The organism is Gardnerella sp. c23Ub_4, from assembly GCF_055804115.1.
In genome coordinates this window covers 459,086-482,387 of sequence record NZ_JANUYO010000001.1, presented here as the reverse complement: position 1 = coordinate 482,387, position 23,302 = coordinate 459,086, and the positions used below count along the sequence as shown (strand labels likewise).

Below are 23,302 nucleotides of genomic sequence, written 5' to 3'. Positions count from 1 at the left end.
ACCTCCACAAGCCTTACTCGGCCTTACCAACAGACCTAGAATATGGATCAATCGCATCGCGCAAGCCATCTCCAATAAGCTGAACGGAGAAAGTCAAAACAACCAAAACCGCAGAAGGAACCAAAAGAACCCAAGGAGATGTCATAACGCTACTTTGACCAACGTTAAGAAGAGTACCCAAAGAAGTATCTGGAGCCTTAATACCAAGACCCAAGAAGCTCAATGCTGTTTCGCCATTGATTGCGCCGATAACACCAAGAACCGTGTTAATAATCAAAACGGAACCAAGATTTGGAACAAGATGGCGAACAATAATGCGGAACGAAGAAACGCCTTCAAACTTAGCGGCACGCACATATTCGCGTTCGCGCAAGCTCAAAGTCAAAGTTCTAAGCGTACGAGCGTAACCAATCCAGCCAAAGGAAGTCATGCCAAATGCAAGCCACAACCAATCGTTGCCGCCAGTAGCAGAGCTAACAATCAAAGCAATAAGCAAGAAGGATGGAACAATCAAAAGCATGTCTAGAAGCCACATGCCAACCTGCTCAAACCAACCTTCAAAGTAAGAGATAGCAGTACCAACCAAAGCAGCAATAATCGTAATCGAAATGGAGCTTACAATACCAATAGAAAGCGAGCGACCAAGTCCGCGAACAACCATTGCATACATGTCTGATCCGCCAGGCGTTGTGCCAAGCCAATGTTCGGCGCTAGGAGGAGTTGCAAGAGCTGTAAAATCAGGCTCGTCGTAGCCCCACTTGCTAATCTTAGAGCCAAACAAAGCAAGAAGAATCAAGAGAACAAGTAAAACTAAGCCAACAACAGCGGATGGACGCCTAAAGAAGCGGCGCGTATAAAGCGTTATTTTGCCTGTGCGCTTAAAATTACCCCAAGAATTAGCAGTTGCCTTCTTATCAGCAGCAGACTCTTGAGCCTTTGAAGATACATCTTTTTTACTCATATCAATACACCTACACTATTGCGCAATTAGCTCAAACGAATACGAGGATCAAGCCAAGCGGAGAAGATATCTGCCAACAAGGCCCCGGCCAAAGTACACACGGCTCCGAACGCAGCAATAGCAACAGAACCATTAATGTCGTTATTAGAAATAGTTTGTACGAAGTAGCTACCCAAACCGTTAATTGCAAACACGGTTTCGGTAATCACAGCGCCCGTAAACACGCCTGCAATAGAGAAGGCAACGTCTACGGCAGTAGGAATCAAAGAAGTACGCAAAGCGTGACGACGAATAGCCACATTTAGAGGCAAACCCTTAGCGCGAGCAGTACGAACGTAATCAGCATTCATAGTGTCGAGCAAATAGGTGCGCTGCGTAAGATGGTAGCCAACCATGCCAGGAACAGTCATAACAATTGTTGGCAAAATCAAATGTTGCAAGAAGTCAAGAATAAAAGCAACAGGATTAGAACCCTGGTAGGAATGTAATCCAGTAACAAAGAATAAACGAGAACCAGCAGCGTTGTTAATGCTAATCGCAGCTAAAACAATAAGTAATCCAAACACGGCGGCTGGAACAACAAGCAAGAACGTAGCAATAGAGTTAAGAACCCTGTCTTGCCACTTATATTGGCGAATAGCAGTATAAACGCCAACGCTAACGCCTAAAACAATGCCAAGAACAGTTGCGCAAGTAACCAGCTGCACCGATGCGCCGATTCGCGCTGCAATCGCAGGACCAACAGGTGCTTGTTCTGGGCTTAATCCCCAATCCCAACGAGTAAGAACACCAGTAATCCAACGCAAATACCTTGTAATAACTGGAGTTTGGTCATTAATGTTTGCCAAATCCAAAGAACGGTTAATTGAAGGAATTGGTGGATGCGGATGCCTAGACATATAGTTCGATCTCGGATCCATAAATGCACTTGCCAAGAAATACGTCATGGATACGGATACAAACAGCATCACAACATAATTCAGGCATCGTTTAACGATGTATCGTATCATTGTGACTCTTTTCTACGTCTAAACATTGTTACCTCCATCTGGTAACTGCAAACTTACGCTTGCACACTGCCATCATTTAATCACTAATTAAAAAGGCAAATCATAAGCGTTTAAGGCACACTTAAGCAAGCCCTAATAATTTGGACGTGTAATTAGTATATTTTTAGCTAACCTATGTACATTGCTTAAAATAAACATGTAATAACACGTAATAAATAGTAATCTTAACCAAAATTAATACATAAAATTAGCAAAATATCAAAATATTTAACGAAATTACTTAAAATTTACGAAAATTAGTCGCGCAAATCGCCATAAACGCATAAAAATAGCATGTTTTACATAAACGAAACGCGAAAACTCACGAAAACTAGCGAACACTCACAAACACTCGCGAACAATTGGAGCCGCGCAAAACGCGACTCGTGCATTGAGCAAGCTACAATAACGCTTATTCACTGTTTTTAACAAAATAAAGGAGATATATGTCTGAAAACGTAAAAGCCGTTACACTAAACGACGTGCGCGAATATTCTAAGCATTTTAACGAACAGCGCGCAAATCGAGTAGCAGCAAACGCTTCGGTATCGAGCGGCGTTCTTAAAGCAGCAACAAGCTACCAGGGTCAGCGCGAGCTTCCACGCGAATTTTCTGTAGAACTAAAGCAAGGAACAATAACAAACCAACAGCATTCTGGACGTTGCTGGATGTTTGCATCGCTTAACACTTTGCGCTACGAGCTTATGCATAAGTGGAATCTAGAAGACTTTGAGTTTTCCGAAAGCTACTTGTTCTTCTGGGACAAGATTGAAAAAGCAAACGCATACTTGGAAAACGTTTTGGCGACTTTAGATGAGACATTAGATAGCCGAATTTTTGAGAGCATTAACTACAGTCCGATTGACGACGGCGGATGGTGGCAGATGTTCGTTAACTTGGTAAACAAGTACGGACTTATGCCAAAGAGCGCATACCCAGATTCGCAAAACGCTACCGATTCCGAAGCCTTCGTGCAATACATTAACAGCAAGCTTCGCGAGTTTGCATGCGAGTTGCGCGAAGCACACAAGAATGGCACTTCTATGGAAGAGTTGCGAAAGATGAAGATTCGCGACTTGGAAACCGTGTACCGCATGACTGCAATCGCGCTTGGCGAGCCACCAGAGCGTTTTGACTTCTTTGCGCGCACTAAAGATGACGACGATAAGAAGGACGATAAGAAGAGCGGCGAAAATAGCGAATCTAAGGGCGGCGAAAAGAAGGATGATAAGCCAAAGAGCGGCAAAGACGATCGCCCAATGATTTGCGAATACGGCATTACGCCACTCGAGTTTGCAAAGAAGTACGTGCCGGTAGACGTAAACGACTTTGTAAGCTTGTGCAACTCCCCAATGGAACGCACTCCGTTCAACAAACTCTATCAACTTAAGTACACAACAAACGTTGCAGAGACTAAGGAAATGGAGTTTGCGAACGTTGCGCTAGAAGTGTTCCGCAAAGCCGCTGTTGACCAGCTAAAAGACGGACACCCAATTTGGTTTGCTTGTGATTGCACGCAATTCTCACTAAGGCAAGAGGGCTTCTTTGACCCAGCAGTTGTGCGCGTAGACGAGCTATTCGACGTAAAGTTTACATTCGACAAAGCTAAAGGTTTGGAGTACATGGATTGCCCAGGCAACCACGCAATGACCTTTACTGGCGTAAATCTTAATAAAGATGGCGAGCCAGACCGCTGGAAGATTGAAAACAGCTGGGGCAAAGATAACGGCGAAGATGGATACTACGTTGGATCCGCGCAGTGGTTTGACCGCTACGTTACAGAAATCATTATTAACAAGAAGTATCTTGATGAAGCAACGCGAGCCATACTGGATCAAGAGCCTGTAATGCTTGACCCATGGACGCCACTTACAAAGCGCTGCCGCTAAACTTTATTTAGCACACGCTGATTTACAAACGTAGATTGCATTCGCAAATTACAAATGCAGTCTGCGTTTTTTGTTACTGAATGCATGCTATTTAGCGTTGCGAGATTTCCTATTTAGCGTTGCGCGACTTCCTATTTGGTGTGTAGGAGGGCTGGGTGTTTCTACGCTCGCGCGATTGGCCGCGCTCACTCCTTCGCCGCATGTAAAGTCCACTGGACTTTACATTTGAGCGGCTCAGCGAATCGAGGTGACTTCTCGCGCGCTATGCAGCTCGAAGTCGTCGATTCGCACAACGCTTCGCCTCTTACTTGTTTTTTGTTGTTGCGGTTGTTCCGATTTGGCTTTGATTTTGTTTTTGGTTTGAAGTTTGTTTATAGGCGTGAGTCATTGGATTATTTGGTATCGGCTGCCGCTCTTATACTGTTCGACCAAGAATCACCCAGCCCTCTTACGTGCTTGAACAATTGCGTATTGCTTAATCACCGAGATTCTCGAGTTTATGTAGTGCGATTGTACCGAATTTCCGTATTTTTTGATACAAACGCACTACACAAACAAACAGAACTGTAGTGCGATTGTATTTGATTTTGGTGTTTTTTGATACAAACACACTACACAAACAAGCAAAACTGTAGTGCGATTGTATGGCGACACGCCGTATTTTAGGTACAAACGCACTACAAAATGCACAACAGAAAGAGAAAAATGACACATTTTGCAGATTGAAGTCATGAGTAAGCGGCGAACACTTGAAAAAGATAAAAGATAAAAAGAAGCCCGGTGGGAAAGAGAAAACCCACCGGGGCAGAGAGAAAGAGAGAAGAAGGTTTCAGTTATGGGGTTCGCGAACGAACCTCACTGGTGGAAGAACCATCAGCAATATTCATTATAACCACATTTTTCTCGCAAAACACGCATATAAACTAAAAATTTCCTGAAAATTTTTTCGTATTCCTGACAGTATGCCAATTTTTTGTTACATGCGTCACTATGACTTAAAATTTTTCGCTAAAATCACTCAGATTCCAACGATTTTTTTGCAGCAGCCAATCTTTCTTCGTCAGCTTTACGACGAGCAGCAAGTGCAGACTCAAAACGCTCAAGCTCCTCATCAATCGCCTCTTTAGGAATCTTGGCAAAAATCGGAGTTGGCTTAGCAACAGGAGTGCCAGTAACCAATTCCTCACTTTCCCATGGATGAACAGTTTTTCCAAGCTCATAGTCGCCAGTAATAATCGGGTACTTAAAATCTGGATTATCTAAGTCGCTCACCTCTTCGATTCTTGGAAGCGGCGAGAACACTCCCGTTCCACCAAGAGCTTCCCAAACTTTTTGCGCAGAATGAGGCAAGAATGGAGCAAGCAAATGATTAGCGTCCGAAACAGCTTGTGCAGCAACATGCAAAACCGTTCCAAGACGAGACTCGTCATCCTTAATCTTCCAAGGCTCCGTAGCAGAAATATACTTGTTGATATCCGACACAACGCGCATAGCCTCATTAAGAGCATTCTTTTGATGATGACGCTCAATCAAACCACCAACAATCTCAAAAGCATTAGAAGTTTGATCCAAAAGCGCACGGTCCATATCTGTCATTGAATTTTCATCCAACGGCGGAATCTCTCCAAAATTCTTATTAATCAAATTTGCAACACGATTAACAAGATTGCCCCAACTTGCTGCAAGCTCCTCGTTATTGTGACGAACGAACTCTGCCCAAGTAAAGTCGGCGTCAGAATTTTCTGGACCCGCAACGGAAATGTAGTAGCGCACAGCATCCACTGGGTAGCGCGCCAAAATGTCTTTAACATAAATCACGATTCCGCGCGAAGAGCTGAACTTCTTGCCTTCCATGGTCATAAACTCGGAAGCAACAACCTGCTCTGGCATGTTAAGTGGGCCATAAACGCCAGCCTCGCCACCTTTAGAGCCAGCGCCGTTATACGCAAGCATCTCTGAAGGCCAAATTTGAGAATGGAAAGTAATGTTATCTTTGCCCATAAAGTAGTAGCCAGGAGACTTAGGATCGCACCACCAATCGCGCCAAGCGTCTGGCTTGCCCTGCCTACGCGCCCACTCAATGGATGCAGACAAGTAGCCAATAACGGCGTCAAACCACACGTACAAGCGCTTATTTGGGTTATCAATCCAGCCTTCTACAGGAACTGGAATGCCCCAATCAATGTCTCGCGTAATTGCTCGAGGCTTAACTTCCTTAAACAGACCAATTGAGAAGTTAATAACATTTGTACGCCAACCATCCCTGGAATTAAGCCACTCCAAGTTTGCGTTTGCTAAAGCAGGCAAATCGAGGAAGTAATGCTCTGTTTCTTCAAATCGCGGAGTTTCGCCGTTAATCTTAGAAACAGGATTAATAAGCTCGTCTGGGTCCAGCTCGTTTCCACAAGCATCGCACTGGTCGCCTCGCGCGCCGTCAGCGCCGCAAATCGGGCATGTGCCCTCAATGTAGCGGTCTGGAAGAGTGCGGCCTGTAGAAGGCGAAATCGCAACCTTTTGAGTTCCCTTGTAAATATAACCATTCTTAAGGCACTGGCGGAACATCTCTTGAACAACATGCTCATGATTTGCTGTTGTTGTGCGCGTAAACAAATCGTAGCTTAAACCCAAATCGCACAAATCTTTAGTAATCACGCGATTATAGCGGTTTGCAAGCTCTTGCGCGCTCACGCCTTCTTTATCTGCCTCAACTAAAATCGGCGTACCGTGTTCGTCTGTTCCAGAAACCATAAGCACGCTGTTTCCCTTCATGCGCTCGTAACGCGCGTACACGTCGGAAGGTACACCAAATCCTGCAACGTGACCAATATGACGAGGGCCATTTGCGTAAGGCCATGCAACATTCACCAAAATATGACTCATAGCCAAATATTATCTTGTTCAGCGAGGACACATTAAATAACACACCGAAAAATCACACTAAAAAATCACTATAAAAATCACTATAAAATCACATAGCAAAGTAGATAAATCAAGCATAATCGCGTGTAATCAAGCGCAATCGTACACGACCACATTTAGTCACATATGATTTAGTCACATATAATCACATTTTTTGATGTAAAAAACTAAAAATCCACTTTTCCACAATTACGAAAAATCGCGTAGACAAAAAAGTAAAACACGATATTGTGTATAAAACTTAGAAGATTAAAACCTAGAACAGCAGAACATTACAGAATTACAGCACTAAAACATTACAACACTAAAACATTACAGCACTAAAAAGTTGTCGTATTAAGCACATTACGCAGAAAGGAGAAACATGAGCACTTCAACGTTGAACAAAAAACGCACAATACACAATGACGAAAAAAATAAAAAAGCAATAAAAGACTACAAAAGACGCAAAGAATACAAAACTCGCGAAGAATACGAAGAATACAAAAACTATAAAGAATACGAAAACTACAAAAACGAAGAGATGATTTTATTTTCGGAAAAACAAAACGAGGAGCTGCCTATTCTTATAGACACAAAACACCTACCAGGGCCACTAAGCATGAAGAAACTATGCAATTTTGGAGCATTCAACAACGTTTCAATACGCACTGGATTTACGCAATCTACCGCAAAAACCCCAGAAGGACGATGCAACGTGCTAAAAAATCTGCTTCCAAACGGAACAGTTGCATGCGCATTTACAGCATCTTGGATTTGGCTTGGCGGAAAAATCCCAAACATACTAGAGATAATATCCAAAAGTCATTATCGAATAAAGCCGTACGATCACCGACTACAAGTGTTTAGAAGAAAACTAATGAAAAAAGAACAAAGGGTGATTAAAGACTTGCACGTAACTTCTCCAGCGCGAACTATTTGCGACATTGCACTAACGCCATCAAAAAACATTTACGAAGAAATAAGAAGAGTAGATACTGTGTGCGAATTGGCGCAAAAATACAACACCAGTTTTAAAGATTGCGAAAAAATCATAGACAGCAATCCTTATTTTCCAGGAGCTGCGAAGGCAAAAGAATGGATTAAATACATAATAGACAAGGATGACGTTCTTTATGACTATTAAAGAAAATATTAAGAATTATAGAGCGAGCGCAATGCCGCCCGCAATGCCGCCAAAACCGCCAATTGTGCTTACTGCGCAAGTAGCGTGCTGCGAAAACACAAGCAAAGACGTGCTATGGCATATTGCTAAGAACGTGCCTGCATTAAGAAAATGGGTTGTTGCAAACCCAGTCGCGGACGCAAAAATGCTGGAATACATATCTCAACAAGGCGGGCCAGGCGTTAAACAAAGTCTAGATGTGCTTTTAGAAGCATACGAATATGCAAAAAATGGTGGTTAATTGCTGCTTAATTTTCCACATTTGAACATTTTTCGCTTTTATTGCTGCAACTTTTCCACATTTGCACATTTTTGGCTTAATTTACTACTTAGTTGTCCACATTTTCCTTGATTTTTAAGCAAGCTGCATAAACTTCTTTGCGATTAGCAAAAGAGCCATCATCAAGCGGATTACTGGAAACAACTCGAGTTATAGCGTCTTTGATTCGCAAGCCCTCGTTTTGTGAAAGATCGCAAGCCATTTTAGCAAGCTGATCCACACTTAAATCAACGCTTTGTTGCACAACATCACTTTCGCTAGCGCCCGAAAGTACAAGCACAATCTCGCCACGAGGAGGATCATTTTCTACGCTTTTTGCAATCTGCTCAATAGTTCCGCGACGCACTTCTTCAAAATCCTTAGTAAGCTCGCGGCATAACGCCATTTTGCGATCTGCTCCAAAAACTGCAAGAAGAGCTTCCATTGACTCCGCAATCCTGTGCGGAGCCTCGTAAAACACGATTGTTCGCCTCTCTAAAAGAAGCGAGCGCAAATGCTGCATGCGCTCCCCCGACTTGCGTGGCAAGAAGCCTTCGTAGCAAAAACGGTCTGTTGGCAGGCCAGAAAGCGCCAAAGCATCCAATACGGCACTCGGTCCAGGTGCGCAAGTAACAGGCAAGTCGCGCTCTATTGCGCGGCGAACAATCGCAAGCCCTGGGTCGTTAATTGTAGGCATGCCAGCGTCGGAAACAACAAGAACAGTGCTTCCTTGCTCAACCTTGTCTAGTAAACCATCTGCCTTATTGCGCTCATTGTGATCGTGATACGCAACAACTTGCCCAGAAACGTGCACGCCAAGGCGATTTGCAAGGTCGTAAAGCCTGCGCGTGTCTTCTGCTGCAACAATATCCGCGGTTTCTAGAAGATTAATCAAGCGCGCAGAAGCATCTCCCATATTCCCAATCGGAGTGGCCGCAAGAACAACTTTGCCTAAACTATCTTCACTACTCATCTTAAATCTCCTTATAAAACCTCTTAAGACTCTACACGAATTTATAAAATAACGCACATAATGCACTTAACGCACATTAAAAACAAGGTATTTGATTAGAATTATGCTTAAGTTTATGCTTAATAATGCTTAAGTTTATGCTTAGTAATTATGCTTAACATAAATTGCAATCGCGCAAAACGAAAAGAGATACTATGAAGATTATAGAACGCCAAATTAAAGGTATTGACGGCAGCAACGCGCTTCTAACTGCATATGTTTTAGATGATAATTTAGATAGCGAAGGCGATCAAACGCGACCAGCAGTGCTGATTTTGCCAGGCGGCGGATTCTTGCGCGTTTCTAATCGAGAAGCAGAGCCTATTGCTATGAAGTTTGCTGCCGCTGGATTCCACGCTTTTGTTTTGCGATACTCGCTTGTGCCTAGTGCACACCCTACTCAGCTTTTGGAAGCCGCAGAAGCTATGAGCTTAATTCGCGAAAACGCAAAAGAATGGCATGTAGATGCGCAAAAAGTGGCGATTATTGGATTCTCTGCAGGAGGCCATGTTGCCGCGAATCTTGCGACTAGCGTTAGCGACGATGTTGAAGAAGCAAATGGATACAACGCAAATGATGTTCGACCAAATGCTCTTATGCTTGCTTACCCAGTGATCTCCGCTGGCGAATACGCGCATAAGCCAACTTTCGATCGTCTTTTTGGAGACGTAGATTCTAGTACTCGCGAGCAACTAGTGGAGCAGCTTTCGTTGGAAAATCACGTGGATTCTAAGACTCCGCCTGTGTTCGTTTGGCAAACAATTACGGACCAGACGGTTCCAGTTCAAAACTCGATTATGTTTGTAGATGCGTGCGTTAAAGCTGGCGTAAGCGTGGAAGCGCATTTGTTCCCTAAGGGTCCGCACGGCTTGGCTTTGGCGGTTAAAGAAACAGCTAAGCGCGATGAGAATGGCGCAGTAATTCCTGAATTTGTGCAGCCAGAAGTTCAACAGTGGATTGATCTTGCTTGCGATTGGCTGAATCGCACTTTTGCATAATCTAACTTCGATGCGCGCTTAGACCGCGCAAACGATTACCTGCCATGTAGTGCGTTTGTACCTAATTTACGGCGTGTCGCAATACAAACACACTACACAAACACACAAAACTGTAGTGTGTTTGTATTTGATTTTGATGTTTTTTGATACAAACGCACTACAGAAATTTTAATCACACGATTTTTGGCATAGGAGTTGTTAGTGAAGCTGTAAGGTTGACTTGCACAACCCCAGCTCCAGCGTGAACTTCTACTTTTTTAAGCGTTACAGTGCGAGAATCCGCAGGCGCGTGATCGTCATCTGTCATGGTTGCTGGCGACTTTACAGCAACAAGAGCCAAGCTATCAAAATCAACACCAGCCTTATTGCACAAATCCTGCGCTTCCTTCAACGAATCAGCAAAACCTGCTTTGTCGATTACGCGCTCAACAGGCACACCATACGCCTCGGAGCAAAGCAGATTAATACGCTCGCGAAGCGACTTTCCGCGGCGGCTTTGCGGAACTTTCGTTTCAGCATCCGCAGTGATTACAGACACAAAATCGTCTAGCTGATCTGCCAATCCATCTCCGCCGTCTCGGAAAAGATTGCCAACAATCGGCTTACGGAATCCTAAAGTCTTAGCTTGCTCAAGCAAATCTGGAACCTGCTCATCTTCGCCTTCCCACAAATTAATAAGAGGGAACGTAGGAATATTAAGCGACTCAAGGCGCGAAACGTGGAACGGGTAACGCCATGCAAGAGTTTCGTCATCTTGCCAAGTAGTGGCTCGAGTAACAACAACCGCAGCAGCAGGCCACTTTGCCCCAAACTCGCGAGCAGCAATATCTAGCCACTTTTGCGCGCCGGCATCCGTTCCATACCCTGCTTCCACAACAACAACATCGTGCAACGCGCAAGCCATCTCAACGCTCACAAGGCTTGGAATACCAAGCGAAACGTTGGCAAATGGCCCGCAATGAACGTAAATCGGAGAACCATTAATCGTCTCAGTTTTTGCAGGCTTTACAGCATCTGCAAGAATATTTGTGATTCGCCACAAGTCAACAAAATCGCCAAATTTAACAGGATTCCCGTCTTTTGTACCAGCAATCATAGAAGATACGCGATTTGCTATTTCTTCCATGCTTCGCGAAAGAACTACGATTTGCATAAGCTCACAAGTTGGCGTTAACACAACGCGCTCCGCAACCGTGCCCTTGCCAAAATCAACAGCAATGCTACGTAAAGATCGCGAAGGCACTTCGCTTACACGCGGCACTAAAATCGTGTCTAAAATACCCTCGTCAATCGCCTTTTCTGCAAAAGAAACAAGCAAATTTTGCGCGCATTCAATAGCCGCCATTTCTCCGCACAATCCCCAGTCAATCAACTCTGGGTGCGAAAGCGAGGACTTTCCGCCGCCGCTAGCGCCGCCTTTTGAACCAGCTGCAGTAATTCCCATGCTTGGCTGCCTCAAAACAGCCGCAGCATCTACTCCACGTTCGCGCAACGCGTCTACAAGCGCAATAGTGGTGGTTGTTTTGCCCTCTCCTCTAGAAGCCTTAAGAGGAGTATCAGCTGTAACAAGTAGCACTTTACCGTGCTTTTTTTGCTCGCTTGGATTCCTCTTTAGATAATCCATAAATCCAAAAGCGTCGATTTTTTTAACCAATCCAAATTGTGCAGTAAACGAATCAAGAATGCTCATATTCCCCACTTTCATAAGCGAAAAGCCTAGTTGATGCTGATAGTGTTCAATAACAGACGTTCAATAATAAAACGCGCATAGCTAATGTAAATGAACAATTTTTATACTATACGATTGCATAGGCGTGGTATAGCAATATTACATTAAAACTATGCGCGTTATTAGTAACGTCTATAACAGTTTGCGATTAGTGATCGGATCAATTAAAACCATTCTTCATACGCATGCTAGTTATGTACAGAACTGTATCGAGCAAAGAATCGGTTTCTTTCTTCAACTTTGCAGACATATCTTCATTTGCTTTAGCCAAAGCCGCGCGCACGTCTTCGTTTCTAAGCTCTGCAATAATAGCTTCAGGATCGCGAACTAAATCATCGCAATCTTTGCCTTCACAACCTTCGCGCTCTGGCTCGTAATCAGCCAAATCAACGCCAAGAAGCTCTGCTACAGCAGCATCCGTAGCCTTAACCATTGCGTGACCAAGCGAACCAACAACTTCTTGGTAGCGCTCAATCGCGTTTGCAGTATCGTTAAATGCGGCATCCGCAAGAGCTGCAATAATGCGATTTTCCCAATAGAAGTTTTCGCTTGTTACGCGAGTAGTTGTATCTTCCAAATACTTTGGAGTTTCGTTTACATTTGGATAGAACGGCACAAGCGCATTAAACGGGTTAGAGCCATACGCCATCCACTGAATTGCGCGCATTGGCTCTGGCATGTAAGGGCGGATTTGCATAACAGCAAGCTGGCTTTGGCGATTGATGCCGATTGGTCGGAAAAGATGACGCGTATGCTCATCGCCAAGCTTGCCGTAAGGATCGTACTCAGTTCCCTGATAGTGCGAGCTTAAAACGTACTTAATATCTTCAACAGTCACTTTGCGCTCAGGCTGACGCGCCCACGGAATATCGTTGCTATCTGGCTTGTGATCCGCATCTTTACCATCCCACACTTCGTCATAAGGATTCAAGAAACGCTCCATAAACCACGCGCGCGGCGTGTTGTACACATGATCGGCGTCCGAATGAGAGCCGAAAGCATCTCGAGGATTAAACGGCGAAGCGTTTTCCACAGACAAATCTAAGTGGTTTTCTTCAATAAACTCAAGCAAATCAGCCGAGCACATGTGCTCTTCTTGGTCTCCCAAAGCATCTTCCAAATCGAACTCGTCAATTCCAAGCTGGTTTGGCATAACAACATACGCCTCGTCTGGAACGCGCTTAGCAATCCAGTGGTGTCCGCCAACAGTTTCCATCCACCAAATCTCGTTTACATCCGAGAACGCAACGCCGTTCATCTCGTAAGTGCCGTACTTTTCTAGCAACGCGCCCAAACGTTCAACGCCTTCGCGAGCGCTACGAATATAAGGCAAAACAAGCGTTAAGAAGTCTTCTTCGCCAATTCCGCCAGACACTTCTGGCTTATAATCAGCGTCACCTTCTTTGCCTTGCGCTTTTTGAAGCTCCACCATTGGGTCTGCGCCCAGCACGCGCTCGTTGGATGTAAGCGTTTCGGTAGCGCTCATTGCCACGTTTGCTTCGTTAACGCCAGCTTCTCCCCAAATTCCTTCGCGCAAGTCTGCGTTTGGAACGCTTGTGTATTGCATTGGATTATCTGGAAGCTCTACTGTTACGTGGCTAAGCACGGACTTATAAACGCGAGGCTGGTCTTGTGGCTTTACTACCACTAAGCGCTTTGGGTTAAACTCTCCATTTGCGGAGTCTTCGTTACGCGCAATAAGCGTGGAGCCGTCGTAGCTCGCTTTGCGTCCTACTAAAATTGTTGTGCATGCCATATTTGCATCCTCATTTTTCTAATTTTTGATTATTTTGGTTATTTGATTATTTTAGATAATTTTGTTTGTTTAGATTAGTTTTGCTTAGTTTTGACTATTTTACACACGCGCATCTAGTCGTAAGCTGCTTGCGATTTGCCAGCGCGAAGTCATATAAAGCCTAAACCTAAAGCCTAAATCCTATACTCTAAACTCTAAATCCTAAACTCTAAATCTTAAACTCTAAGCTTTTCCTCGCAAATATAATCCGTTAACGTCTACATACGAATCATAATGCCTGATTTCATTCATCATTTCGTTAAGGTAGAAGCCCTCTTTAAGATTTGCAAGAGGCTTTTGCGTGCCGAACACTTCTAGCATGTAGTCGTGATCCTTGTCTGGCGGCTGCGGGCCATTGTAGCGCATTGTAATCGCAGGGTCCGTGCATCCAACAAATCGGCTAGCTTGCGAGTTTCGCCCTTGTACAACTTCTGGAATCATGGTTGGCATTGTGCGAGAAAAGTCTTGCGGAATTTGCAAAGCGCGCGAGTCGTTAAAGTCAAACATAAGCGCTTCCACTGGAACATTTGCTACAACCCAATGAATCCACTGGAATCCGCACACTGGTATAGCGTCGTCGTCTACAAATCGCCAATGCAAGTAGTGCACAAAATCAGGCAACTTGTCTACATAAAATGGAAAAGATACGACTGGAACGCCGTTAATCTTGTTTTCTTCCGGCGCAGCTTTTGCAAAGTTGTCTGGAATAGTGGTGAAATCTGCAGAAATATTCATAATTTAAGTATCTACTACCGCTGTGACTATACGAAAAAGCAGATCATGTCGCTCGCGCGGTCTATGCACTAAAAAGCGCGTAGAAAAAACTTCCGCACTTTGTACCAAATTTGACCTAAAAATGGTACAAAACCCGGAATTATTTTCCGCACTTTGTACCAAAATCCACACAAATTTGGTACAAAACCCGGAAAATCGTTCGAGCGCGGTTACGCCAAGCTAGGTAGAGATTCGAGATTTTTTGCAGCGGATGAAGCGAACCTCAGCGCCGAAGGTGGTGATTCGCTGAAGTAGCAAGAAAAATCGAGAATCTCGGCGATAAAAGCTACGCAAAAGTCCTAGATATCCAGAAGGTTTGATGTATTTCTCTACGAGCAATAAATAGCGCCGTACTAAAACCTAAAACCTTAGAATATTAACGTTCATAAACTATACGCAAAAGTGCGCGTCACTTGCGAGGAGAGAAATACTCAAACCTCGCGCAACACCAAATAGGAGAATCACTCGCGCGCGTTACAGCGAGCATAAAAGCGCTTCAAAAACAAGCGTTGCGTTTCCATTGCCAGCAAGCCGCTTTTTTGCCACCGCAAGCGCATCAAGGCATTTAAGCGCGCGCTCTGCTGTAATTTTTTTAGAAAGCTGAATAATCTCTGCTTTAAATTCTTGATTCACAAGTGGCGTTTGTAATTGCGCATTGTTTAGCACAACAAGCACATCTCTGTACACGCTGCAAATCGCGTCTATTGCGCGGTTTAGAACATCTCTTCTTACGCGAGTGACTTTGCGCTTAACGTCGTCTTTTTTGCCAATCGCATTGTATGCGCTACGAATTTTAGGCGGAATTTTATCTGTTGGCTTAATGCCATTTATGCGCAAAAACTCGCTTTGCTCTTCTTCCACGCACTTTTGCACTTCGTCTTCTGCCTGCGCTTTAGCATCTTCGATTAGCGTTTGCGCAAGCATAATCGCATCTATTGCGCTGCTAAGACGCAAAACACTTGCAACAAGCTCTTCCCGCCCGCTTCTAGCACGCTCGCTTGTAGCATAAAGCATTGCCAAATCAACGTTTCCTTGCGCAATTCGTGCAACGCTCTCCGCTGTTTTTGCATCAACGTTCGAGCGTTTTTGCACGTATTCTTGCACATCTTTGTCGCTTGGTTGCACCAAATTCACTATTTGAGACCTGGAACGAATTGTTGGCAAAACATCTGCCGCGCTTGCAGCGCAAAGAATCCATATTGTGCGAGGTGCTGGCTCTTCGATTTCTTTTAGCAAAACGTTTGTTGTTCGCTCAAGCATGCGCCCAACGTCTTCGATTATTATGATTCGCCACGGTGCAACACTTGGCATTTGCTCGGAAATTGACACAATTTCGCGCACTTCGTCAATGCTTACTGTAACTTTGTCTGTGCTTAAAATGTTTACGTCTGGGCTTGTTCCAGCTAATACTTCACTTGCGATTTTATCTGTATTTATTTGAGTATTTGTATTTATTTGAGCCTTTATTTGAGTTGCGGAGTCTTCAGCGGCGCGGAAGCTTGCGACTTTTCCGCGCGATTGCAATGCTGCTGCAAAAGCTCTTGCTACTTTTGCGCACCCAAATCCCGAAGCGCCACAAATAAGCCACGATTGCGCAATTTTGCTTGAATCGCCTTGCGCTACTTTTTTAAGACGCTCAACAACTTGCGCTTGACCAACTACCGATTCCCAAACGTCCATTGCTAAAATCCTAGAGTCCTAAAATCCTTGATTTTCTTGCGATTCTGGCGATTTTTCGCAACAGTAACGCACACCAGCATCATCCATCAACTCGCACACGTCTTTAGCAATCAACTTCGATAAGTCGCAAGCTGGCAAAGTGGCGTCTAAAACGCAAAATCTTTGCGCGTTTTGTTTAGCAAGATCCAAAAACGCTTCACGCGTGCGGCGTGCAAAATCAAGCCCTGCACTTTCCATGCGATCCGCCTGCCCATGCAATCGCACAGCAGCATCTTTCTCGCTCATATCTAGCAAATACGTGCGATTTGGCCAAAGGCAATTAGACGCCCACTCGCTTAAATCACGCACGTCTTGCATAGTGAGTTCGCGCCCACCCGATTGGTACGCTAGCGAAGAATCAATGTAGCGATCCGTTATAACAACCGCACCGCGCTGCAACGCTGGAATAATGATTTGCGCAGCATGTTGAGCGCGATCCGCCGCAAAAAGCAGCGCCTCTGCACGCGCAGAAATCGCTCCGCCGTGCAAAAGAATCTCTCGCAACTGTTTTCCTAATTGCGTGCCGCCAGGCTCTCTAGTAACAACAACCTCGAGTCCGCGCGCGTGCAAAAAATCGCGCAAAGCTTCAACCTGCGTGGTTTTTCCAACGCCATCTATGCCTTCAAAAGATATAAAAATACCCTTAAGACCATTGTTTAAGCCGCTAATCCCGCTGTTTTTAACACATATAGCCATTTTGCATACCTCTACCAGGTTTACTCGGCTTTAGACGTGGACTTTTTTGCTGTGCTCTTTTTTGCAGCAGGCTTTTTAGCTGCAGTTTTCTTAGCAGCCGTCTTCTTTGTTGCCGTTTTCTTAGCGGCCGTTCTCTTGCGCTTTACAGGCCCTGCCGCGCGTTTTTGCGCCAAAAGCTCAAACGCAACTTGCGGCTCAATCGACTCAGGCGTGTATTGCTTTGGAAGCGTGCGATTCGTAACGCCATCCGTAATATAAGCTCCGTAGAAGCCGTCTTTAATTACAACTGGCTTGCCGCTTTCTGGGTCTTCTCCAAGCTCCCTAAGTGGCGGTTTTGCAGCTCCACGCGTGCGCTTGCCGTACTTTGGTTGCGCAAAAAGCTCCTTAGCTTCGTCTAAAGTCACGCTAAAAATCGCGTCTTCGCTTGCAAGTGAGCAGTTATCTGGCTTAGAATCCGCAGCTGAATCGCCAGAATCCGTTCGCTCGTAAGTCTTAGTCAAATACGGGCCGTATCGCCCATTATTCGCCTCAATCCTTGCGCGCTTAACCTCGCCCTGCTCGTCAACTTCTTCTACAACGCCAACTAATCGCGGCAAATTCAAAAGTTTCAAAGCGTCTTGCAAAGTTATTGTTGCAGGGTCCATTGTTTTGAACAAAGACGCCATTTTTGGCTTAGCTTTAGCAGTCTTCTTGGATTTTGCAGATGACTTTGCAGAAGACTTTGCGCCAGTCTTAGCGGAATCGTCGGTTGCTTGCGACTTACCCTCGCCCGAAGCCTCATCCGCAGCCTCAACAAGCGCAACGTACGCTCCAAAACGCCCGTTCCTAACTTCTACACTGCCGCCAGTTTGCGGATCTGTTCCCAAAACGCGCGGGCCGTCGGAGTTGTTCTCAATCAAATCTCGCGCAACCTGCTCACTCAACTCGTCTGGAGCTAAAGTGCTTGGAATCGAAGCTCTGCGCGCATTGCCCTCTTCGTCTAGATTCTTAGTATCTTCCAAATACGGGCCGTATCTGCCTACGCGCACGTGCAATCCGCCGCCAATATCAATCGTGTTAATCTCTCGAGCGTCAATCTCGCCAAGCTGATCAACCTGCTTTTGCAAGCCTTCACGCATTGCAAAGTCGCCAGCCGCCGCAGAATCGCCAGCAACCGCCGCCTCGTCATCTCCAAAGTAAAACTTGTAAAGCCAATCTTTACCAGCTTCCTCGCCATGCGCAATGCGGTCCAAGCCATTTTCCATGTCTGCCGTAAACGCGTAGTCAACGTAAGTTGGGAAATTAGATTCCAAAAGCTTAATAACCGCAAAAGCAAGCCAGCTTGGAATCAACGCGCGCCCACGCTCATACACATATCCGCGGTCAATAATCGTAGAAATAATGCTAGCGTAAGTCGACGGCCTACCAATCTCTTTAGCTTCAAGCGTTTTAACTAAAGACGCTTCCGTATAGCGAGCTGGCGGCTGAGTTTCATGACCATCCGCGCTAACTTGCAAAGCTTTAAGAACATCGCCATTAGCCATAGGCGGCAAAGCCTTAGACTGCTCGTCTTCGCTAAATCCGCCAAACACCTTCATAAATCCAGCAAACTCGATAACGGTTCCAGAAGCTTGGAAATTAGCCGTTCCAAAGCTGCCAGCTAAAGCGTCTAGCTTAACTGTAGCTGTAAAACCAGTGGCATCCGCCATTTGAGACGCAAGCGTGCGCTGCCAAATAAGCGTGTAAAGCTTAAGCTGATCGGCAGGAAGCACGCCAGCCAAATCCGCAGGATTCCTAAAAGTAGATCCAGCAGGACGAATACACTCGTGCGCTTCTTGAGCGCCTGCAGAAGTCGTAGCATACTGCTTTGGCGAATCCGCTAAATACTCGCTGCCAAAACTAGACTTAACGCAATCTCGAGCCGCAAAAATCGCCTCTTTAGAAAGCGTTACAGAATCCGTACGCATGTAGGTTATATAACCGTTTTCGTACAAAGATTGAGCCGCGCGCATAGTTTGGCGAGAGCTCATAGACAAGCGGTTTCCAGCAGTTTGCTGAAGAGTAGACGTTGTAAACGGAGGCAACGGGCGGCGGCGATACGGCTTAGTGTCCATTGAGTTTACAACAAAATCGGCCGCGCCAAGGATTTGTGCAATCGCGCAAGCGTCTGCCTCGCTTAAATAGTGCGCTAAAGCAGATTCGCCCTTGGCTTTTTGAAGCTCTCCAAGCGAGTTAAAATCTTTAGAACCAGCCAAACGCGCTCCGTTTAGAGCCGTCATTCGCGCCGTAAAATCAACGCCGTTTGCACTCAAATCCGCGCAAACATCCCAGTAGCTTGCTTTTCTAAACGCCATTCGCTCGCGCTCGCGCTCAACAATCAAACGCGTTGCAACAGATTGCACTCGACCAGCCGAAAGACCTGGCCCAACTTTACGCCACAAAACTGGCGAAAGCTCGTAGCCGTACAATCTATCCAACACGCGGCGAGTCTCTTGCGCGTCAACCATATGATTGTCAACGTCTCGCGTGTTAGCAAGCGAAGCTTGAATCGCGGGCTTTGTAATCTCGTGAAACACCATGCGCTTTACTGGCACTTTTGGCTTAAGCGCTTGCACAAGATGCCAAGCAATCGCCTCTCCTTCGCGATCCTCATCAGTCGCAAGGAACAACTCGCCCGACTTTGCGAGCGCAGCCTTTAAGTCCGAAACTGTTTTCTTTTTATCTGCACCAACAACGTAGTATGGCTCAAAACCATTGTTTACATCTACGCCAAACTTGCCAAATTCCGCCTTTTTAGCAGCTGGCACCTGACTTGGCTGCGCTAAATCTCGAATATGGCCTACAGACGCCATAACCGTGTATCCGCTTCCAAGATATCCGCCTATTTTACGCGCTTTAGTGGGAGACTCCACAATGACAAGCTTATTCTGCTCTGTCATACTCTCTCCTTTCATTCATATGCATTCTATATGCAATTCCGCGCTTTTATTACTAAATCCACGCCAACTCTAACGCAATATGCGCTGCAAATTCTGCAAAATCAACAAAATCAAACTTTGCGAAATATCAGCATATACTCCTATATATACCACTTTACTTATTTTTTATTCAATTTTAATTATTTTTTTATTCAATTAGACGATAGTTTTTATTTAATTAGACGATAGAATCTTCAACAAATCGCTTTCATCAGGCTGACTTTGCTCATCGCTTTTTGCTGAAGATGCAGGCGCTGAAGATGTAGGAGGCATAGGAGGCGCGCCGACTAATCCGAGTCTACTTAAAGGAGCAGCCGCGCATTGCTTAATAACCATTAAAACGCCGAAGGTTAGGCTACACGCACCTGCAACAGCCCAATATGTTAAAACGTGCGAAACGCCAATCGCCCATTTTGCGCCCAGCTCAATGCCTGGCATGATTTGATAAAACATGTATGCAAAATACGCTATGCAAATAACGCCCATTGTGATCATTGCAGTTCCAACAATTTGCACGCTTATAGACGACTTTCTGCGACCAGGCAAATCCATTGCAGAACCGCGCGTAAAAGCCATTACAGCACAAGAGATTGCGCCCACTATTAGTACCGACATTACAACGTCTGCAGGCCTATGCCAGCGGCCTCCCATAAGTGCCACAGCCAGCAAAAACGTTATTAACGCTGCTCCAGCTGCAGCCCATGCTCTAAACGCGCGAGACGCCGCGCAAACAAGTATTGCGCAAGCAGCCGCCATTAAAAGAGTGTGGCCAGAAGGTGCGGAATTTTTTGCAAGAGTAGCAATGTTTACAAGCATTTGCCTAGGAAGAACGCGTTTTAACGGCTCCGCAGCAAGCGATAGCGCGAATATTGCGCAGCATTGCGCAAGCAGCAACCATCGTTTTCTTATGATTGATATTATTAATGCCGCAACGCAAATTAGTGCAGATAAAACTATAACGATTATGGAACTTCTAAGCGGCGCTAAAATTGCGGCGAATGTTGGCGGAATGGCACTATATCCAAAAGTGCTGATTACCATTTCTTCGTACGATTGGCCGATTGGTGTTCTAACAGCTAGAAGCCACACAAGAGCAGCAGATGCAGCAAAAATCAATGCGAATATAGCGCATAACACGATTGTTGATATTCTAGGGCGATTCATCAATGGATCGAGCTTAGAAATATCTTGGTTAGCTGCGCTGCTTTGAGAGTTTTGGCTATTTTGGATATTTTCGCTAATATCGCTAATCTGGCTGCCTTCTAATAGACTCATACCAAGCATTTTATCAAACAACACTCCATGCGCTCCATAGCGCTATTCCTCACGACTATTAAGCCGTGAGGAATAGCACGCTCTAAGCGCACAGACAGGTCATGTCGCTCGCGCGGATTAGCCGCGCTCACGTCTTCGCCGCGCGTAAAGTCCACTGGACTTTACGCTTAAGCGGCTCAGCGCTTTGAAGGAGCTTGAAATGCGTTATGCAATTTCAAGCTCAGTCAAAGCGCCGAGCGTCTACAGCGTCGAAGTTGTAATCAAATGTAAAGTCACTTGGCGTTGCGTTTGAATCAGAATCATTAGCTGGAGCTTCATCAAAACTTGGCGAGAAATCGAAATCAGACGAAGTCTCAGTATCCTCCGAAGGAGTCACATCAAAGCTTGGCGTGAAATCGAAGTCCGAAGGAGTATCCTCACTTGGCGTTACATCAAACGAAGGAGTGAAGTCAAAATCAGAAGGAGTATAAGTATCCTCACTTGGCGTCACATCAAAACTTGGCGTGAAATCAAAGTCAGACGGAGTATAAGTATCCTCAGACGGAGTCACATCAAACGAAGGAGTGAAGTCGAAATCAGACGGAGTCTCATCCGAAGGTGTCACATCAAAGCTTGGAGAGAAGTCAAAGTCAGACGGAGTATAAGTATCCTCAGAAGGCGTCACATCAAAACTTGGCGTAAAGTCAAAATCAGAAGGAGTATAAGTATCCTCAGAAGGCGTCACATCAAAACTTGGCGTAACGTCGAATGAAGGAGTAACGTCATGCTCAACACCTGGCTCCTCCGAAGGCGTCACGTCCGAAGCGTCAGGCGCAGCAATCGCAGCGCCACGCGAAATATCACCAACGCTCTCGCCCTCTTTATCAACATTTATTGTGGTCCATCCAAGCTGCCTTCCGTTCTCACCTACAAGCAAAAGCGTATATAAGCCGTGGCAGCCTTCTGGAATTGAAACATCAAAGGCCAGATCGTCATTATTAGGATTGCCTGAATAGTCCTTAGCAATAAGGATATCGTCATCTTTATAACTTGACGAAGTCAGCAGCACTGGTTTCTCGCCGTACGCATCCCCAAAATCGTCTACACTGCCCTTATAGAGGTATGCGCGAGATAGAACCAAAAGAGGATCACTTATAATCTTGTTCATATCTGCGTTAGGATATATTCTTCTTGTTTTAATCCTAACATAGCTAGGCATTCCAGCTTCTGCACCAATGCTTTTATCTAAGACTAAGTTGCCTTTTAAGTTTGGATCAACGTCACTCAACGATGCAGGCGCTGGAGCATGCGGATAGGAATCGTCTCTAGAGACTACTGGCGAAAAGTTATCTAAGTACGAAAGATCATAATTGCCAAACTTAGATTTTGTAGGAGTTGGGTCTACAAAACTATTTGACTTTGGATTTTGCATGCCATTCGTAACATTATTTAAACCATAATGAGCACTGTAATTCCTAATAGAAAAGCGCATAGCCTCTGCAAGATCTTTGTATGCTTTCTTCAACTCTTCTTTGCTTTTAGCTGCATCAATACGCTTCCAGTGTTTTTCAAGCAAATACGAATCTTCGCCATCTTCCTTAGTAAAAGAATGAAAATGATATTCGTATCTTCTAATTTCCTCTTTTATTGAATTAAGAAGCTTTTCGCTAGCAGCATCAAGCTTGCCAGTTTTACTTGCCATTCGCGTATTGTTAGACGCCATTAACATGTCGTAATACAGCTGAAATGCGAATTTGCCTTCTCCAGTTGGATTTTTGCCCAAGTCATAATGACTATAGATAAGACCAACGCCATCCGTTGTGCCATAAAGCTTTGCAAGGTTAACATTCGTGCTTCTTTGAACGCTTGCGTACGAGTCAGCAAACGCAGGCGCGCCCGCAATAAAGCAAGGAGCCGCCATCGAAAGACCTGCTACCACTAACGCAATCTTTTTTGCGACTAAAGTTTTATTTTTCATAATATTCTTCCTTTTTCTTACTTACGATTTTTGATACGATAACGCTTTTGCGCTCCGAATTGGAAAGTCGTTAGCGCGGTCTAAGCGCGCTAACGTCTTCGCCGCACGTAAAGTCCACTGGACTTTACGCTTAAGCGGCTCAGCGCTT

Annotated in this window: 16 protein-coding genes; 4 read left to right on the top strand and 12 right to left on the bottom strand. The window is 45.0% G+C overall.

All coding sequences use genetic code 11. The features are described from left to right. Nucleotides 1-13 precede the first annotated feature (13 nt). Both NYP67_RS02010 and NYP67_RS02005 read right to left on the bottom strand, forming a co-directional pair. Complete coding sequence (locus NYP67_RS02010) at nucleotides 14-961, bottom strand: ABC transporter permease (protein ID WP_004132192.1); 948 nt, start codon at nucleotides 959-961, stop codon at nucleotides 14-16. A 26-nt stretch (nucleotides 962-987) separates the two neighbouring features. After that, nucleotides 988-1,971, bottom strand: a complete 984-nt coding sequence (locus tag NYP67_RS02005; RefSeq protein ID WP_415694886.1) for an ABC transporter permease — start codon at nucleotides 1,969-1,971, stop codon at nucleotides 988-990. 485 nt (nucleotides 1,972-2,456) lie between these two features. Here NYP67_RS02005 and NYP67_RS02000 point away from each other — a divergent pair, with 485 nt between their 5' ends. Further along, nucleotides 2,457-3,899 (top strand): C1 family peptidase, encoded by a 1,443-nt coding sequence (locus tag NYP67_RS02000; RefSeq protein ID WP_415694885.1) that lies wholly within the window; start codon nucleotides 2,457-2,459, stop codon nucleotides 3,897-3,899. A 1,014-nt stretch (nucleotides 3,900-4,913) separates the two neighbouring features. On the opposite strand, the gene metG is transcribed toward NYP67_RS02000, so the two are convergent. Beyond that, on the bottom strand, nucleotides 4,914-6,779 hold the full coding sequence (gene metG / locus NYP67_RS01995) for a methionine--tRNA ligase (protein ID WP_172540204.1): 1,866 nt from the start codon (nucleotides 6,777-6,779) through the stop codon (nucleotides 4,914-4,916). A gap of 403 nt (nucleotides 6,780-7,182) precedes the next feature. Here metG and NYP67_RS01990 point away from each other — a divergent pair, with 403 nt between their 5' ends. Next, complete coding sequence (locus NYP67_RS01990; RefSeq protein WP_018635289.1) at nucleotides 7,183-7,944, top strand: hypothetical protein; 762 nt, start codon at nucleotides 7,183-7,185, stop codon at nucleotides 7,942-7,944. Continuing rightward, the gene (locus NYP67_RS01985) at nucleotides 7,934-8,224 is read left to right on the top strand and encodes a variant leucine-rich repeat-containing protein (RefSeq protein ID WP_020759236.1); all 291 of its coding nucleotides are present in this window, start codon (nucleotides 7,934-7,936) and stop codon (nucleotides 8,222-8,224) included. The genes NYP67_RS01990 and NYP67_RS01985 overlap by 11 nt, the downstream gene beginning before the upstream one ends. 88 nt (nucleotides 8,225-8,312) lie before the next feature. Here NYP67_RS01985 and rsmI read toward each other — a convergent pair whose 3' ends face one another. After that, nucleotides 8,313-9,215, bottom strand: coding sequence for a 16S rRNA (cytidine(1402)-2'-O)-methyltransferase (gene rsmI / locus NYP67_RS01980; RefSeq protein ID WP_020759237.1), 903 nt, complete (start codon nucleotides 9,213-9,215; stop codon nucleotides 8,313-8,315). 194 nt (nucleotides 9,216-9,409) lie between these two features. On the opposite strand from rsmI, the gene NYP67_RS01975 reads away from it, so the two are divergent. Then, complete coding sequence (locus NYP67_RS01975) at nucleotides 9,410-10,252, top strand: alpha/beta hydrolase (RefSeq protein WP_020759238.1); 843 nt, start codon at nucleotides 9,410-9,412, stop codon at nucleotides 10,250-10,252. 172 nt (nucleotides 10,253-10,424) lie between these two features. On the opposite strand, the gene NYP67_RS01970 is transcribed toward NYP67_RS01975, so the two are convergent. The 8 genes from NYP67_RS01970 to NYP67_RS01935 all read right to left on the bottom strand — a co-directional run bounded on the left by NYP67_RS01970 (nucleotide 10,425) and on the right by NYP67_RS01935 (nucleotide 23,154). After that, nucleotides 10,425-11,942, bottom strand: a complete 1,518-nt coding sequence (locus tag NYP67_RS01970) for a formate--tetrahydrofolate ligase (RefSeq protein WP_172540206.1) — start codon at nucleotides 11,940-11,942, stop codon at nucleotides 10,425-10,427. Nucleotides 11,943-12,141: 199 nt separating this feature from the next. Beyond that, nucleotides 12,142-13,737, bottom strand: a complete 1,596-nt coding sequence (locus NYP67_RS01965; protein ID WP_473411123.1) for a C69 family dipeptidase — start codon at nucleotides 13,735-13,737, stop codon at nucleotides 12,142-12,144. A 222-nt stretch (nucleotides 13,738-13,959) separates the two neighbouring features. Beyond that, a complete protein-coding gene (locus NYP67_RS01960) occupies nucleotides 13,960-14,511 on the bottom strand; it encodes a YbhB/YbcL family Raf kinase inhibitor-like protein (protein ID WP_009994261.1) in 552 nt (183 codons plus the stop codon). A gap of 513 nt (nucleotides 14,512-15,024) precedes the next feature. Beyond that, a complete protein-coding gene (locus tag NYP67_RS01955; RefSeq protein WP_415694883.1) occupies nucleotides 15,025-16,230 on the bottom strand; it encodes a DNA polymerase III subunit delta' in 1,206 nt (401 codons plus the stop codon). Between the two features lie 18 nt (nucleotides 16,231-16,248). Then, entirely contained in the window at nucleotides 16,249-16,965 is a 717-nt protein-coding gene (gene tmk / locus NYP67_RS01950; protein WP_415694882.1) for a dTMP kinase, read from the bottom strand. A gap of 20 nt (nucleotides 16,966-16,985) precedes the next feature. After that, nucleotides 16,986-19,883, bottom strand: a complete 2,898-nt coding sequence (gene topA, locus NYP67_RS01945; RefSeq protein ID WP_473411122.1) for a type I DNA topoisomerase — start codon at nucleotides 19,881-19,883, stop codon at nucleotides 16,986-16,988. Between the two features lie 213 nt (nucleotides 19,884-20,096). Continuing rightward, nucleotides 20,097-21,206 (bottom strand): phosphatase PAP2 family protein, encoded by a 1,110-nt coding sequence (locus NYP67_RS01940; RefSeq protein WP_115757722.1) that lies wholly within the window; start codon nucleotides 21,204-21,206, stop codon nucleotides 20,097-20,099. A 211-nt stretch (nucleotides 21,207-21,417) separates the two neighbouring features. Beyond that, nucleotides 21,418-23,154 carry a cellulosome anchor protein gene (locus tag NYP67_RS01935; protein WP_473411121.1) on the bottom strand — a complete coding sequence of 579 codons (1,737 nt, stop codon included), beginning with the start codon at nucleotides 23,152-23,154 and terminating at the stop codon, nucleotides 21,418-21,420. Between the last annotated feature and the right edge of the window lie 148 nt (nucleotides 23,155-23,302).

Excerpts from the sequence above, each read along its gene's own strand:
- NYP67_RS01990 (WP_018635289.1), top strand. The coding sequence starts at position 7,183 with ATGAGCACTTCAACGTTGAACAAAAAACGCACAATACACAATGACGAA.
- NYP67_RS01955 (WP_415694883.1), bottom strand. The coding sequence starts at position 16,230 with ATGGACGTTTGGGAATCGGTAGTTGGTCAAGCGCAAGTTGTTGAGCGT.
- NYP67_RS01940 (WP_115757722.1), bottom strand. The coding sequence starts at position 21,206 with ATGCTTGGTATGAGTCTATTAGAAGGCAGCCAGATTAGCGATATTAGC.
- NYP67_RS01975 (WP_020759238.1), top strand. The coding sequence starts at position 9,410 with ATGAAGATTATAGAACGCCAAATTAAAGGTATTGACGGCAGCAACGCG.
- NYP67_RS01970 (WP_172540206.1), bottom strand. The coding sequence starts at position 11,942 with ATGAGCATTCTTGATTCGTTTACTGCACAATTTGGATTGGTTAAAAAA.
- NYP67_RS02005 (WP_415694886.1), bottom strand. The coding sequence starts at position 1,971 with ATGATACGATACATCGTTAAACGATGCCTGAATTATGTTGTGATGCTG.
- rsmI (WP_020759237.1), bottom strand. The coding sequence starts at position 9,215 with ATGAGTAGTGAAGATAGTTTAGGCAAAGTTGTTCTTGCGGCCACTCCG.
- NYP67_RS01935 (WP_473411121.1), bottom strand. The coding sequence starts at position 23,154 with ATGAAAAATAAAACTTTAGTCGCAAAAAAGATTGCGTTAGTGGTAGCA.
- NYP67_RS02010 (WP_004132192.1), bottom strand. The coding sequence starts at position 961 with ATGAGTAAAAAAGATGTATCTTCAAAGGCTCAAGAGTCTGCTGCTGAT.
- topA (WP_473411122.1), bottom strand. The coding sequence starts at position 19,883 with ATGACAGAGCAGAATAAGCTTGTCATTGTGGAGTCTCCCACTAAAGCG.
- NYP67_RS02000 (WP_415694885.1), top strand. The coding sequence starts at position 2,457 with ATGTCTGAAAACGTAAAAGCCGTTACACTAAACGACGTGCGCGAATAT.
- NYP67_RS01960 (WP_009994261.1), bottom strand. The coding sequence starts at position 14,511 with ATGAATATTTCTGCAGATTTCACCACTATTCCAGACAACTTTGCAAAA.
- metG (WP_172540204.1), bottom strand. The coding sequence starts at position 6,779 with ATGAGTCATATTTTGGTGAATGTTGCATGGCCTTACGCAAATGGCCCT.
- NYP67_RS01985 (WP_020759236.1), top strand. The coding sequence starts at position 7,934 with ATGACTATTAAAGAAAATATTAAGAATTATAGAGCGAGCGCAATGCCG.
- NYP67_RS01965 (WP_473411123.1), bottom strand. The coding sequence starts at position 13,737 with ATGGCATGCACAACAATTTTAGTAGGACGCAAAGCGAGCTACGACGGC.
- tmk (WP_415694882.1), bottom strand. The coding sequence starts at position 16,965 with ATGGCTATATGTGTTAAAAACAGCGGGATTAGCGGCTTAAACAATGGT.